The organism is Oryzobacter telluris (genome assembly GCF_043099285.1).
Taxonomy (GTDB): domain Bacteria; phylum Actinomycetota; class Actinomycetes; order Actinomycetales; family Dermatophilaceae; genus Oryzobacter; species Oryzobacter telluris.
In genome coordinates, this window is sequence record NZ_CP170723.1 from 2886926 (window position 1) to 2901176 (window position 14251).

14 protein-coding genes are annotated in these 14251 nt (G+C 72.5%); 1 reads left to right on the plus strand and 13 read right to left on the minus strand.

Annotated elements, in window-relative coordinates:
- Positions 1–4: 4 nt before the first annotated feature.
- The 8 genes from ACFLFB_RS13325 to ACFLFB_RS13360 all read right to left on the minus strand — a co-directional run bounded on the left by ACFLFB_RS13325 (position 5) and on the right by ACFLFB_RS13360 (position 7732).
- Positions 5–778: a gamma-glutamyl-gamma-aminobutyrate hydrolase family protein gene (locus ACFLFB_RS13325; protein WP_392542663.1), complete on the minus strand. Its 774-nt coding sequence runs from the start codon at positions 776–778 to the stop codon at positions 5–7.
- 5 nt (positions 779–783) lie between these two features.
- Complete coding sequence (locus tag ACFLFB_RS13330) at positions 784–1551, minus strand: 3-oxoacyl-ACP reductase (protein WP_392542664.1); 768 nt, start codon at positions 1549–1551, stop codon at positions 784–786.
- A 51-nt stretch (positions 1552–1602) separates the two neighbouring features.
- Positions 1603–3012, minus strand: a complete 1410-nt coding sequence (locus tag ACFLFB_RS13335) for an aldehyde dehydrogenase family protein (protein WP_392542665.1) — start codon at positions 3010–3012, stop codon at positions 1603–1605.
- A gap of 62 nt (positions 3013–3074) precedes the next feature.
- Positions 3075–4460 (minus strand): glutamine synthetase family protein, encoded by a 1386-nt coding sequence (locus tag ACFLFB_RS13340; protein ID WP_392542666.1) that lies wholly within the window; start codon positions 4458–4460, stop codon positions 3075–3077.
- Positions 4461–4477: 17 nt separating this feature from the next.
- Positions 4478–5206 carry a FadR/GntR family transcriptional regulator gene (locus tag ACFLFB_RS13345; protein ID WP_392542667.1) on the minus strand — a complete coding sequence of 243 codons (729 nt, stop codon included), beginning with the start codon at positions 5204–5206 and terminating at the stop codon, positions 4478–4480.
- A gap of 45 nt (positions 5207–5251) precedes the next feature.
- Entirely contained in the window at positions 5252–6346 is a 1095-nt protein-coding gene (locus ACFLFB_RS13350; RefSeq protein ID WP_392542668.1) for a branched-chain amino acid aminotransferase, read from the minus strand.
- A 138-nt stretch (positions 6347–6484) separates the two neighbouring features.
- Positions 6485–7546 carry a 3-isopropylmalate dehydrogenase gene (locus ACFLFB_RS13355; RefSeq protein WP_392542669.1) on the minus strand — a complete coding sequence of 354 codons (1062 nt, stop codon included), beginning with the start codon at positions 7544–7546 and terminating at the stop codon, positions 6485–6487.
- A 90-nt stretch (positions 7547–7636) separates the two neighbouring features.
- Positions 7637–7732 (minus strand): 3-isopropylmalate dehydrogenase, encoded by a 96-nt coding sequence (locus ACFLFB_RS13360; protein ID WP_159900285.1) that lies wholly within the window; start codon positions 7730–7732, stop codon positions 7637–7639.
- Positions 7733–8172: 440 nt separating this feature from the next.
- On the opposite strand from ACFLFB_RS13360, the gene ACFLFB_RS13365 reads away from it, so the two are divergent.
- Positions 8173–9336: a glycosyltransferase gene (locus ACFLFB_RS13365; RefSeq protein WP_392542670.1), complete on the plus strand. Its 1164-nt coding sequence runs from the start codon at positions 8173–8175 to the stop codon at positions 9334–9336.
- Positions 9337–9339: 3 nt separating this feature from the next.
- Here the strand turns inward: ACFLFB_RS13365 and serA are convergent, their stop codons facing one another.
- The 5 genes from serA to ilvN all read right to left on the minus strand — a co-directional run bounded on the left by serA (position 9340) and on the right by ilvN (position 14248).
- Entirely contained in the window at positions 9340–10926 is a 1587-nt protein-coding gene (gene serA / locus ACFLFB_RS13370; RefSeq protein WP_392542671.1) for a phosphoglycerate dehydrogenase, read from the minus strand.
- A gap of 337 nt (positions 10927–11263) precedes the next feature.
- A complete protein-coding gene (locus ACFLFB_RS13375) occupies positions 11264–11740 on the minus strand; it encodes a hypothetical protein (protein WP_392542672.1) in 477 nt (158 codons plus the stop codon).
- Between the two features lie 175 nt (positions 11741–11915).
- Positions 11916–12449: a DedA family protein gene (locus ACFLFB_RS13380; RefSeq protein WP_392542673.1), complete on the minus strand. Its 534-nt coding sequence runs from the start codon at positions 12447–12449 to the stop codon at positions 11916–11918.
- Between the two features lie 152 nt (positions 12450–12601).
- The gene (ilvC, locus tag ACFLFB_RS13385) at positions 12602–13633 is read right to left on the minus strand and encodes a ketol-acid reductoisomerase (protein WP_392542674.1); all 1032 of its coding nucleotides are present in this window, start codon (positions 13631–13633) and stop codon (positions 12602–12604) included.
- A 102-nt stretch (positions 13634–13735) separates the two neighbouring features.
- Positions 13736–14248, minus strand: a complete 513-nt coding sequence (ilvN, locus tag ACFLFB_RS13390) for an acetolactate synthase small subunit (RefSeq protein WP_392542675.1) — start codon at positions 14246–14248, stop codon at positions 13736–13738.
- Positions 14249–14251: the final 3 nt, after the last annotated feature.

Below are 14251 nucleotides of genomic sequence, written 5' to 3' on the forward strand. Positions count from 1 at the left end.
ACCATCATCCGTGATGATCCGCGCCGTGGCCGTGGGAGTCCGCGAGGCGTTCACGGGCGGCCTCGACGAGCGCCTCGAACAGGCGCGGGTCCTCCCCCGCCTCCGGGTGCCACTGGACGGCGACGCGGAACCGGGGCGACGGGTCCTCCATCGCCTCGAGCGTGCCGTCGGCGTGCCACGCAGACGGCACCCACCCCGACCCCTCGAGGGTGTCGGCCACCACGGCCTGGTGGTGGTAGGTCGGCACGTCCAGCTCGTCGGTCCCGAGGATGCCCGCCAGGCGGCTGCCCGCCACCGCCGAGGCGTGGTGCGAGGCGTACACGCCCGGCTCGGGGCTGTGGCTCTCGTGGCCGACCCGGTCGGGCAGGTGCTGCTCCAGCCGCGCGCCGGACGCCACGGCCATCACCTGCATCCCGCGGCAGATACCCAGGGCGGGCAGGTCCATCGACGCCGACGCCCGGCACAGGGCGAGCTCCCACGCGTCCCGGTCGGGGCGGGGCGACTGCGAGGTCGGGTGGGGGTCGGCGCCGTAGCGGTCGGCCTCGACGTCGGCCCCGCCCGCGATGACGAGCCCGTCGAGGCGGGAGAGGACCTCGGCAGCCATCGCCTCGTCGGCGTCCGGCCGTGGCGGCAGGACGACGACGAGGGCACCGGCGCGCTCGAGCTGCTCGACGTACCGGTGCGGGAGCACCGCGCTGCGCTGGGCCACCCACGGTCGGCGGTCGACGTCCTCGACGTAGCAGGAGACGCCGACCACGGGCCGGACGGGGCGGTCCACGGTGATCACAGCGGCGTGACGTAGGCGCCCGAGATGCCGCCGTCGACGAGGAACGTCGAGGCGGTCATGAAGCTCGACTCGTCGGAGGCGAGGAAGAGCACGGCGTTGGCCATCTCCTCGGGCTCGCCGAACCGGCCCATCGGCACGTGCACGAGGCGGCGCGCGGCACGCTCCTCGTCCTTGGCGAACAGCTCCTTGAGCAGCGGGGTGTTGACCGGCCCCGGGCACAGGGCGTTGACCCGGATGCCGTCGCGGGCGAACTGCACACCCAGCTCGCGCGTCATCGAGAGCACGCCGCCCTTGGACGCCGAGTACGAGATCTGCGACGTCGCCGCGCCCATCACGGCGACGAACGACGCCGTGTTGATGATGGAGCCGCTCTTGTTCTCGAGCATGTACGGCAGCGCCGCCTTGCAGCACAGGTAGACGGAGGTGAGGTTGACCTCCTGGACCCGGCGCCAGGCGTCGAGGTCGGTGTCGAGGATCGAGTCGTCCTCCGGCGGGCTGATGCCCGCGTTGTTGAAGGCGATGTCGAGCTTGCCGAACGTCTCCACGGCGGTGGCGAAGAGGCGGTCGACGTCCTCCTTGCTCGCGACGTCGGTGTGGACGTACGCGCCACCGATCTCGGCGGCGAGTGCTTCGCCCGCCTCGTCGGCGAGGTCGCCGACGACGACCTTGGCGCCCTCCTGCGCGAAGCGGCGCACGGTGGCGAGCCCGATCCCGGAGCACCCTCCGGTGACGACCGCGACCTTGCCCTCGAGCCTTCCGGCCATGGGTGCTTCCTTCCAGACGTGGGGTGGGGTGTGGGGTGGCCGACCGGGAGGTCAGCCGTCGGTGGAGATGAAGACGTTCTTGACCTCGGTGAACGCGTCGAGGGCGTCGGGGCCGAGCTCGCGGCCGATGCCGCTGGCCTTGAAGCCGCCGAACGGCGTGGAGTAGCGCACCGAGGAGTGGCTGTTGACCGAGAGGTTCCCGGCCTCGACGCCGCGGGCCACCCGGATGGCGCGGCCGACGTCGCGGGTCCAGATCGAGCCCGAGAGCCCGTACGCGGTGTCGTTGGCCTTGGCGACCGCGTCGGCCTCGTCGTCGAAGGGCATGACGGCGACGACCGGCCCGAAGACCTCTTCTCGCCAGACCCGGTCCTCGGTGCCGCTCGGGAGGACGACGGTCGGCGGGTACCACCAGCCCGCGCCCTCGGGGGCGGTCCCGCGGAAGGCGACGTCGACGCGCGGGTGGCCGGCGTCCTCGGCCCCCTCGACGTAGCCGCGCACCGTCTCGCGCTGCCCGGCCGAGACGAGCGGTCCCATCTGGGTCGCCTCGTCGCGCGGGTCGCCGACGACGACGGCCTTCAGCGACTGCTCGAAGCGCTCCATGAAGCGGTCGAACACGGTGCGCTGCACGAGGATCCGCGTGCGGGCGCAGCAGTCCTGGCCCGCGTTGTCGAGGAAGCTCATCGGGGCCTGTGACGCCGCGAGCTCGAGGTCGGCGTCGTCGAAGACGATGTTCGCCGACTTGCCGCCGAGCTCGAGGGTCACCCGCTTGAGCTGGTCGGCGGCGCCGCGCATGATGCCCTGCCCCACGGCGGTCGAGCCGGTGAAGCAGACCTTGCGGACGTCGGGGTGGGAGACGAAGCGCGCCCCCACGACCGAGCCCTTGCCGGCGAGGACCTGGAAGACCCCCTCGGGGATGCCCGCCTCAAGAGCGAGCTGTCCGAGGCGCAGCGCGGTGAGCGGCGTCAGCTCGGCGGGCTTGAGGACGACCGTGTTGCCGGCCGCCAGCGCCGGCGCGAAGCCCCAGCCCGCGATCGGCATCGGGAAGTTCCACGGCACGATGACCGAGACGACGCCGAGCGGCTCCTTGAAGGTGACGTCGAGGCCACCGGCGACCGGGATCTGGCGGCCGAAGAGTCGCTCGGGAGCGGCCGAGTAGTAGCGCAGGACGCCGACGACGTTGCCCGCCTCCCAGCGCGCGTTGCCGATGGTGTGGCCCGCGTTGGCGACCTCCAGCTGGGCGAGCTCCTCGGTGTGCTCCTCGACGAGGTCGGCGAACCGGCGCAGCAGCATCCCGCGGTCGACGGGGCTGACCGCCCGCCAGGCCGGGCCGACGTGCACGGCCCTGGCGACCGCGGCGTCGGTCTCCTCGACGCCCACGAGGTCGAGGGTCGCGACGACCTCCTCGGTGGCCGGGTTGACGACGTCGTGCCGCGCGCTCGATGTCGTGGCTGTGGTGCTCATGGTCTCCTCGGTGCTGCTCGGTACGGGTGGTGCCTGTGGTGCGTCGGTGCCGGTGCGGTGGGTCAGAGCCGCTCGAAGCCGCGGACGCGCTCCCAGTCGGTGACGGCGGCGTTGAAGGCCTTGAGCTCGACGTCGGCGGCGTTGACGTAGTGGTCGACGACCTCGTCACCGAAGGCGGCGCGGGCGACGGCCGACCCGGCGAGGAGGTCGCGGGCCTCGGCCAGCGTCGTGGGCACGTGCTCGTAGTCGCCGACGTAGGCGTTGCCCTCGCAGACCGGGGGCAGCTCGAGCTTCTCGCGAATCCCGTGGAGGCCGCCGGCCATCATCGCGGCGACGGCGAGGTAGGGGTTGACGTCGCCGCCGGGGACGCGGTTCTCGACCCGCAGCCCGGCGCCGTGGCCGACCACGCGCAGCGCGCAGGTGCGGTTGTCCGTGCCCCACGCGACGGCCGTGGGCGCGAACGACCCCGCGGCGAAACGCTTGTAGGAGTTGATGTTCGGCGCGTAGAAGTAGGTGAGCTCGCGCATGGTGGCGAGCAGCCCGGCCATGAAGTGGTCGAACAGCTCGCTGCGCCCGCCCTCACGGTCGTCGTCGGCGAAGACGACGGTGCCGTCGGTGCCGCGCAGCGAGAGGTGGATGTGGCACGAGTTGCCCTCGCGCTCGTCGTACTTCGCCATGAAGGTCAGCGACTGGCCGTGGCGGGCGGCGATCTCCTTGGCTCCGGTCTTGTAGACCGCGTGGTTGTCGCAGGTGCGCAGGACGTCGTCGAAGAGGAAGCCGATCTCGTGCTGGCCGAAGTTGCACTCGCCCTTGGCCGACTCCACGGTCATCCCCGCCGCGTACATCTCGTTGCGGATCTCGCGCAGCACCGGCTCGACCTTGCTGCCGCCGAGGATCGAGTAGTCGACGTTGTAGCGGTTGGCCCCGGTGAGGCCCTGGTAGCGACGGTCCCAGGCCGACTCGTAGGAGTCCTCGAAGAGGATGAACTCGAGCTCAGTGCCGGCATAGGCGCCCCAGCCGTCGGCCTCGGCAGAGGCGACCTGCTGCTTGAGGACGGTGCGCGGCGACTGCGCCACCTCACCGCTGCCGTCGAGCCAGGTGAGGTCGCTCTGGATCGTCACCGACGCCGGGTGTCCGGGCGTGCGGCGCAACGTCGACAGGTCCATCTCGAAGAACATGTCGCCGTAGCCGCGCTCCCACGAGGAGATGGCGTACCCGGCGACCGTGTTCATGTCGACGTCGACGGCCAGGAGGTAGTTGCAGCCCTCGGTGCCGTGGTCGAGGACGTGCTCGAGGAAGAAGTGCCCGTGGAGGCGCTTGCCCTGCAGCCGGCCCTGCATGTCGGTGAACGCCACGATGACGGTGTCGACCGAGCCGTCGAGGACGGCGGCGCGGAGCTGGTCGACCGTCATCCGGGGCGGTCCCCCGGCGTGGATCGGGTTCGGCATGTCTCGTTCCCCTCTCGTCAACCGATGAGTCCACGCAGGAGCGCGGACGTGGCGTCGCAGTGCTCCTCCATGGTCGTGCGGGCGGTGTCGGGGTCGCCTCGGAGGATGGCCCCGACGATCGTGTCGTGCTGGTCGTGCGAGTGCTGGATGTTGGCCCGCAGCACCGGGATCGCCGCCAGCAGCTCGCCGAGCGCGGCCTGCGCCCGGGTCACCGACTCCACGACCATCGGCGAACCGGTGACCGTCGCGATGGCGAGGTGCAGGCGCGAGTCGGCGATGCGGTGGGCGGCGAGATCGGCGTCACGCACTGCGGCCGCGGACTCCAGGAGCCAGGCCCGCTGGTCGCCGGACAGGCGACGCGTGGCAGCGAGGCGCGCCGCGCCCGGCTCGACCACTCGGCGGAAGTCGAGGGCGTCCTCGAGGGCCGCGCCGTGGCGCAGCGAGGACGTCGCGGTGTCGTCGTGGCCGGCGTGGGTGACGAGCGTGCCGCCACCCCGCCCGCGCCGCGTGGTGACCAGGCCGGAGTCGCGCAGCGCCGCGATCGCCTCGCGCAGGGTGTTGCGCGAGACCCCGAGCCGTTCGGCGAGGTCGCGTTCGGGCGGGAGCTGCTCCCCCACGACGAACACCCCGAGCCGGATGGCGGTGGCGAGCTGCTCGACGGTCGTCTCGAAGACGTTGCCGACGGCGGGCCGGAGGACGGCGTCGGGCAGCCTGGTGGGCTGCGGCGACGGCTGCTCCGGTGTCACGGGTGCGAGGATATCCCCGAAATGGTCCGAGTGTGAACCTTTGCGTCAGGCGAGACGCGTCAGCCAGCCGTGGGTGTCCTCGGTGCGTCCGTACTGGATGTCGAGCAGCGCCGAGCGGATGGCGTGGGTGACCTCGCCCCCGTCGGTGCCGGCCGTCGAGGGGGCCGAGCCGCCGTCCCAGCGCAGCTCACCGACGGGGGTGACGACGGCCGCCGTGCCGCACGCGAAGACCTCGCGGATCTCGCCGCTGGCCACGCCGTCCTTCCACTCCTCGATGGGGATGCGCCGCTCCTCCGGGTCGAGCCCGAGCTCCTTGGACAGCTCGAGGATCGAGCTGCGGGTGACGCCCTCGAGGATCGAGCCGGTGAGCTCGGGGGTGACGAGGCGGTTGTCGCGGGTGACGAAGAACAGGTTCATCCCGCCGAGCTCCTCGATGTAGGTCTGCGACCCGGAGTCGAGGAAGACGGCCTGGTCGCAGCCGTTCTCGATGCCCTCGAGCTGGCCGGCGAGCGAGGAGGCGTAGTTGCCGCCGCACTTGGCCGACCCGGTGCCACCGGCACCGGCGCGGGCGTAGTGCTGCGAGAGCCAGAGGGTCACGGGCTTGAGGCCACCGGCGAAGTACGGGCCGGCGGGCGACGCGATGACGCAGTAGGTGACCTCGCGGGCGGGACGCACCCCGAGGAAGGCCTCCGAGGCGAAGATGAACGGGCGCAGGTACAGGCTCGTCTCGCCGGTGCCGGCCTGCGGCACCCACGGCTCGTCGACGGCGAGCAGGGCCTCGAGGGAGGCGATGAAGTCCTCGGTCGGCAGCTCGGGGAGCGCGAGGCGGCGGGCGCTGCGCTGCATCCGCTGGGCGTTGGCCTCGGGGCGGAACGACCACACCGAGCCGTCGGCGTGCCGGTAGGCCTTCAGGCCCTCGAAGATCTCCTGCGCGTAGTGCAGGACGGCGGCGCTCGGCATCACCTGGATGGGGCCGTAGGCGCCGACGTGGCCGCTGTGCCACCCCTGCCCCTGCGTCCACGTGGCCGTGAGCATGTGGTCGGTGAAGTGGACCCCGAACCCGGGGTTCGCGTGGATCTCGGCACGGCGCTCGTCCGAGGCCGGGTCGGGCCGGCGCTGGAGGTCGAAGGTCAGCGGCATGGGACTCGTGGTCCTTTCCTCGGGAGCATCGGTGCTACCCGGTGAGGCTACCGGTGGCTGGACCACCGGTGGATGGCGAGGGGGCGCCGCCCGGCGGGGCCGGGGGCGCGGTGTCGCGCGGACGCGAGGAGGGAGGCGTCAGAGACGGGAGGCGATGGCGTCGCCGACGGCGGTCGTCGAGCGCGGCGTGGTCCCACGCTCGGCGAGGTCGGCGGCCACCGCCCGCTCTACTCGCTCGGCCTCCTCGGTGCGCCCGAGGTGGGCCAGCAGCATCGAGACCGAGAGGATCGTCGCCGTGGGGTCGGCCTTGGCCTGCCCGGCGATGTCCGGGGCGGAGCCGTGCACCGGCTCGAACATGCTCGGGTAGCGCCCCTCGGGGTTGATGTTGCCGCTGGCCGCGAGGCCGATGCCGCCGGCGATGGCCGCGGCGATGTCGGTGATGATGTCGCCGAAGAGGTTGTCGGTGACGATGACGTCGAAGCGGCCCGGGTCGGTGGCGAGGAAGATCGTCGCGGCGTCGACGTGCTGGTAGGCGGTCTCGACCTCGGGGAACTCGGCGCCGACCTCCTCGACCGTGCGCCGCCACAGGTGGCCGGCGTGGGTGAGGACGTTGTGCTTGTGCACGAGGGTGAGGTGCCGGCGGGGGCGGGCCTGGGCGCGGGCGAAGGCGTCGCGGACGACCCGCTCGACGCCGAAGCGCGTGTTGACGCTGACCTCGGTGGCGATCTCGTTCGGGGTGCCGCTGCGCAGCGAGCCGCCGTTGCCGACGTACGGGCCCTCCGTGCCCTCGCGGACGACGACGAAGTCGATGCCGTCGGGGGCCACCCGCTCAACGGCCAGCGGGCTCTCGACACCCGGGTAGAGCTTGGCCGGGCGGAGGTTGACGTAGTGCTCGAGGGCGAAGCGCAGCGGCAGCAGGACGCCGCGCTCGAGGACGCCGCTGGGGACGGTGGGGTCGCCGATGGCGCCGAGCAGGATCGCGTCGTGGGCCCGGACCTCGTCGAGGACGGAGTCGGGCAGGGTCTCCCCCGTGGCGTGCCAGCGGCGGGCGCCGAGGTCGTACTCGGTGGTGGTGACCTTCGGACCGCTCGGTCCGGTGACGGCCTCGAGGACCTTCAGGCCCTCGGCGACCACCTCCGGGCCGATGCCGTCGCCCCCGATGACGGCGATGTCCAGGGTCTGGGTGTCGCTGTCGGTCATGGTCTCCAGCCTAGGTAGCGGTTTCGCGATGCGGACGGCCGTCCCAGCCCGTGGAAGGGCGGGACGGCCGGTCGAGCGTGAGGGGCGAGCTCAGTCGTCGGAGTGGCCCTGGTCGCGCAGGTCCATCGACTCCTGGAGCGCCTGGCGTGCCAGGGTCGCCTCGTCGAGGGTGCTGTTCTCGTTCATGGTGGTACTCGCTTCCGCGGCGCTGCGGCCGCATGTCTGCTGGGTGGTGGATCGGGCGCTCGAGCCGAAGGGGTGTCGGCGAACGGTCAGCGACGTCGCGGGGTCTCCGCGGCGAGGGTGCTGACTACCGGTCCTCGCCGCGGCTGGGAATGAGGAGGGATACCTCGAGCCGCTGCATCCCAGAAACGGTACGTGGACGTCCTAGTACCGTCGAGCGGCTTCCACCATCCGGACGGGGCGACCGACGAGACCTGCGCCACATCCGCGGATCGGCGACGGAATCCGTCGTGGAGGCGGCCGGCGACCCCGAGGTCCTGCGGCGGAACCGGCCATCCGCCGAATCGACCCGACGGTGCTCTGGCGCCGTCCCGGTGGCGTTCGGCATGCTGGCGTCACCGGACTCGGGGGAGCCGGAGGGGCTGGGCGGGAAGGGGACGGACGTGCGCATCCGGTACGTGCTGCTCAACGCCTACGGGGGTGGGGGCACCATCCGCACGACCCTGTCGATGGCCGGGCTGCTCGCCTCGCGCGGGCACGACGTCGAGGTCGCGAGCGTCACCCAGCGACGGCCGCGGCCGCGCTTCCCGGTGCCGCCGGGGGTGCGCCTCGTGTCCCTCGCGAGCCCCGTCCACCCGGTGCGCGGGCTGACGCGGGCAGCGTTGTGGCGCACCCGCAGCCGGCTGGCCCACCCGAACGACCGGCTCGGCGCGGGCCTCACCCGTGCCCACGACCTCTGGCTGCGCCGCTACCTCGCCGCGCAGGACGACTGCGTCGTCGTGGGCACCCGGATGACGGTGAACCTCGCCCTCGCCGGCCTGCGCACCGAGCGGCAGGTGGCCGTCGCCCAGGAGCACAACCACATGCCCAAGGCCCCGGCGGTGCGGGCTTCGTACGTGGAGGCCTACCCGCGCCTCGACGCCGTGGTCGCGCTCACCGAGGGCGACGCCGCCAGCTACCGGTCGCTGCTCGGCGACACGTGCCCGGTGGACGTCGTGCCCAACGCGCTCCCCCACGGCGTCGGGCTGCGGCGTTCGCCGCTGACCTCGACGGTCGCGGTGTCGGCCGGAAGCCTGATCAGGCGCAAGGGCTTCGACCTGCTCGTCGACGCGTGGCGACCGGTCGCGGCCGCCCATCCGGACTGGCGGCTGCGGATCTACGGGGTCGGCGCCGAGGCCGACGCCCTCACCGCCCAGATCGCGGCCGCCCGGCTGGCCGACAGCGTGACGCTGGAGGGGTTCGAGCCCGACATCGCCCGCCGCTTCGACGAGGCGTCGCTGTTCGTGCTGCCGTCACGCCGCGAGGGGATGCCGATGGTGCTCCTCGAGGCGATGGCCGCGGGGCTGCCCGTCGTGGCGTTCGACTGCCCCACCGGCCCGGCCGAGGTGCTCGACGGCGGGACGAGCGGGGTCCTCGTGCCCAACGGGGAGACGGAGGCGCTGTCCGAGAGCCTCATCGAGGTCCTCGGTGACGCGTCGCAGCGACGCCGGTGGGCCGACGCCGCGGCCCTGCGGGTGCGTGCCTTCGACCCCGAGGCCACGGCCGACCGGTGGGAGGCCCTGTTCTCCGGGCTCGCCGACCGTCGCGGCCTCGCCGTGGGTCGCTGAGGCTCAGTCGAGGTCGACGACGCGGACGGTCTCCGCGCCGATCTCCTTCTGGATCGCCGTGATGACGTCGCCGGGGATGGCGCTGTCGAGCGTGAGGGTGACCAGCGCCTTGCCGTGCGCGTCGTCGCGGGAGACCTGCATCCCGGCGATGTTGACGTTGGCGTCACCGAGGAGGCGGCCGACGGCGCCGATGACGCCCGGGCGGTCCTCGTAGGCGAAGAAGGCGAGGTGCTTGGAGATCGGGATCTCCAGGTCGTAGCCCTGCACGCCGATGAGCTTCTGGACCATCTTCGGGCCGGTGAGCGTGCCCGAGATCGAGACCTTGTGGCCGTCGGCGAGGGTGCCGTGCAGCGTGGTGACGTTGCGGAAGTCCTCGGACACCGACTCGGTGATGAGGCGCGACTCGCAGCCGCGCTCCTTGGCGAGGAGCGGCGCGTTGACGTAGGTGACCGGGTCCTCGGTGACGTCGGTGAACAGGCCCTTGAGCGCGGCGAGCTCCCAGATCGACACGTCGAACGCGGTGATCTCGCCGCGGACCTCGACGTCGAGCTGCACCGGCACGGCGCCGGCGAACGCGGTGAAGACGCGGCCGAGCTTCTCGACGAGGTCGATGCCCGGGCGGACCTCCTCGGCGACGGCGCCACCGGAGACGTTGACCGCGTCGGGGACGAGGTCGCCACCGAGGGCCAGGCGCACCGACTTCGCCACGGCGACGCCGGCCTTCTCCTGGGCCTCCTCGGTGGAGGCGCCCAGGTGCGGCGTCACGACGACCGACTCGAACGCGAAGAGCGGGCTCTCGGTGCACGGCTCGGTGGCGAAGACGTCGATCCCGGCGCCGGCGACGCGGCCCTCGGCGATCGCGTCGGCCAGGGCCTCCTCGTCGAGGACGCCACCGCGCGCCGCGTTGATGATGCGCACGCTCGGCTTGACCTTGGTCAGCGCCTCCTTGCCGATGAGCCCGATCGTCTCGGGGTTCTTCGGCAGGTGGATGGTGATGAAGTCGGACTCGGCGAGGAGCTCGTCGAGGGTGACGAGGCGGGCCCCGAGCTGGCCGGCACGCTGCACCGACACGTAGGGGTCGTAGGCGAGGATCTCGACGCCGAAGCCCTTGAGCCGCTCGGCGACGAGCTGGCCGATGCGGCCGAAGCCGACGACCCCGACCTTCTTCTCGAGCAGCTCGACACCGCCGTACTTGCTGCGCTTCCACGCGCCGTTCTTCAGGGCCTCGTTGGCCGGCGCGATGTTGCGGGCGCAGGCGAGGAGGAGGCCGACGGCGAGCTCGGCGGCGGAGGTGATGTTCGAGGTGGGGGCGTTGACGACCATGACGCCGGCCTTGGTGGCCGCGCCGACGTCGACGTTGTCCAGGCCGACGCCCGCTCGGGCGATGACCTTGAGGTTCTTGGCCGCGGCGAGCGCCTCGGCGTCCATCTTGGTGGCGGAGCGGATGAGGACCGCGTCGACGTCGGCGAGGGCCGGGAGCAGCTGACCTCGGTCGGCGCCGTCGGTGCTGCGGACCTCGAAGTCCGGGCCGAGGGCGTCGATGGTCGCGGGCGAGAGCTCTTCGGCGATGAGGACGACGGGCTTGGTCACGAACGGTCCCTCTTTCGGGTGCGGCGCTGGGGGCACGACCGTCGGACGACGGGGTGCCGGGTGCCCGGGTGGGCGGCGTCCTCCGAGGTCGGTGGACGCGCTCCGGCACGCCGCTGGGCCGGGAGTTCCATGATACGGGCGTGCCAGCATGTGGACCCCCATGACCACGATGTGATCGTCGTCGCGGTGGGTGTCAGCGGCGGTCGCGGTGGGACGTGCTGGCCCGTGGACGTGGACGTGGCCGGGGCCGTGGTCGCCCTGGCCTCGCGCGGGTCGAGGTGTCCCGGCGGTGCGTGGTGCCGGCCGAACACCTCCAACCGTCGCGGGAGGGTGCGGGTTACGGGGCTGCGCTGTCGCGGGACGAGTCGTGTGCGGCCGCGGCCTCGACCCGCTCCCCCAGCCGGCGCACCCCGCGCCGGACGAGGTCGCCGTAACCGTCGGCGGGCAGGGCGTCGAGCGACTCCAGCGCGAGCGCGAGGTGACGCGCGGCCTCCTCCACCCGCTGTTGGCGCAGGTAGCCGTCGCCGAGGTTGAGGTGCAGGCTCGGCGCCATGGCCCGCGCCGAGGCGATGCCCACCGGCGCGAGGTCGTCGTCACCCACCCCCGCGAAGGCGGCGAGCGCCCTCTCGTCCCAGGCCACCTCGTCCTCGACGCGGTCCTGCACGTCGGCGAGGTAGTGGGCGATGACGGTGCGCCGGGCGCCGTCGTCGGCGCAGGTGCCGTCCCAGGCCTCCTCGAGCAGCGCCCTCCCCCGGACGCGCTCCCCTGCCAGCGCCACCCCGATCGCATCGGTGATCTCGGTCCACCCCGTCATGCGCCCGACCGTACGACGCCCCACCGACACCGCTCCTGGTCCCGCGCTACGGGGCAGGAGGTGTCGTGATCACCGCACGTACTGCCCCGTAGGACGCACCCGAGCCGGGTCGTCGTGCGCCGCGGCGCGACCCACGTCGCGACCTACCGCCTGGTCAGTGGGGTGATCGCCCCGTCTACTGGGCGGTAGGGCGCGACTGAGCGGGGTCGTCGAGCGGCGCGGCGGGCTCGGATGGCGCGGTCGGGGGCTCGGCCTCGACGCGGCGGCGCACCCGTCGGGAGACGAGCACGACGGCGAGCACGATCCCCAGCGCGACGAGCAGCCACCACCAGCCACCGCTGCCGACGAAGGCGTCGATGGCGGCGAACCCCACCGTCGTGTAGATCGTCGACCACAGCGCCGCCCCGACGACGACGGCCGGCAGGAACCGGCGCTGCGGCATCCGGAGCATCCCGGCCGAGGCGTTGATGGCGCTCTGCAGGCCGATGGTGAGGAAGCCGAGCGTCACCGCCGGCGGCCCGACCCGGCGCACGAAGCGCTCGGCCCGCGCGACGACCGGACGGTCGAGGTGGTGCGCCCAGCGCGAGCGCCCTCCCCCGGCCCGCACCCCGCGCCCGACCCAGTACGTGGCGGTCCCCCGCGCCAGCGCGCCCAGCCAGAGCACGACGAAGACCGCCCAGACGGGCCACCCCTCGACGAGCCGCTCCACGCCGCCAGCCTAGGTCGCGGCCCCCTTCCCTCCGCCACCCCGACCCCCCCGCCGCAGCGACGAGAGGAGGCAACACGCAGGCGGCGGAGCCGGGTCCCGTGCGTGTTGCCTCCTCTCGCCAGGAGGCACGGCGTGAGGCGCCGCTGCGAGGGTCAGCGCGCCGCGGAACCCTCGACGTAGTCGGTGTCGCGACCGGAGTCGACCCACGCCATCAGCTTGCGCAGCTCGCGGCCGGTGGCCTCGATGGGGTGCGCGGCACCCTTGGCGCGGAGCTCCGTGAACTCCGGTGCTCCGGCGTCCTGGTCGTCGATGAAGCGCTTGGCGAACGCGCCGTTCTGGATGTCGCCGAGCACCGCCTTCATGTTCTCCTTCACCGACGGGTCGATGACGCGCGGGCCGGAGACGTAGTCGCCGTACTCGGCCGTGTCGGAGACCGACCAGCGCTGCTTGGCGATGCCGCCCTCGATCATCAGGTCGACGATGAGCTTGAGCTCGTGGAGGCACTCGAAGTACGCGACCTCGGGCTGGTAGCCGGCCTCGACGAGGGTCTCGAAGCCGTACATGACGAGCTGCGAGGCGCCGCCGCACAGCACGGCCTGCTCGCCGAAGAGGTCGGTCTCGGTCTCCTCGGTGAACGTCGTGCCGATGCCGCCGGCGCGCAGGCCGCCGATCGCCTTGCCGTACGACTTGGCGACGTCCCAGGCCTCGCCCGACGCGTCCTGCTCGACGGCGAGGAGCATCGGGACGCCACGGCCGTCGACGTACTCGCGGCGCACGATGTGGCCGGGCCCCTTGGGGGCGACCATGAGGACGTCGGAGCCGGCCGGAGGCTGGATGTAGCCGAAGCGGATGTTGAAGCCGTGGCCGAAGAGCAGGCCCGCGCCCTCCTTGAGGTTGGGCGCGATGTGCTCGGCGTAGACGCCGCGCTGCACCTGGTCGGGCGTGAGGATGACGACGAGGTCGGCCTCCTTCACGGCGTCGGCGACGGTGAGGACGGTCAGGCCCTCGGCCTCGGCCTTGGCGCGGCTCTTGCTGCCCTCGGCGAGGCCGACGCGCACGTCGACACCGGAGTCGCGCAGGTTGAGGGCGTGGGCGTGGCCCTGGCTGCCGTAGCCGATGACGGCCACCTTGCGTCCCTGGATGACACTCAGGTCCGCGTCGTCGTCGTAGAACATCTCGGCCATCGTGAGGGCCTCTCCTTCGGTGTGGTGTGGTGCTTCTCGGTGACTGTAGGCGGATCCGCCCGGCATCGGGCCGGTCGTCCGCGAGGTGGGGTGCGGTGCGGCTCAGGCGGTCCGCAGCGAGCGGTCGGTGATGGAGCGCTGCCCGCGCCCGATCGCGACGACGCCCGACTGCACGAGCTCCTTGACGCCGTACGGGTCGAGGACCTCGAGCAGCGCCGCGAGCTTCTCGGCGGTGCCGGTGGCCTCGATGGTCAGCGAGTCGGTGGCGACGTCGACGATCTTGGCGCGGAACATCTGCACCATCTCCAGCACCTGGCTGCGGGTGGCGGCGTCGGCGCGGACCTTGATGAGCATGACCTGGCGGTGGACCGCCGAGTTCGCCTCGAGCTCGACGACCTTGAGGACCTCGACGAGCTTGTTCAGCTGCTTGGTCACCTGCTCGAGCGGGAGGTCCTCGACGTCGACGACGACCGTCATGCGCGAGATGTCGGGGTACTCGGTCTCCCCCACCGCGAGGGACTCGATGTTGAAGCCGCGGCGGGAGAACAGGGCGGCGATGCGGGCCAGGACGCCGGGCTTGTTCTCGACGAGGACCGACAGGGTGTGCTTGCTCATTGC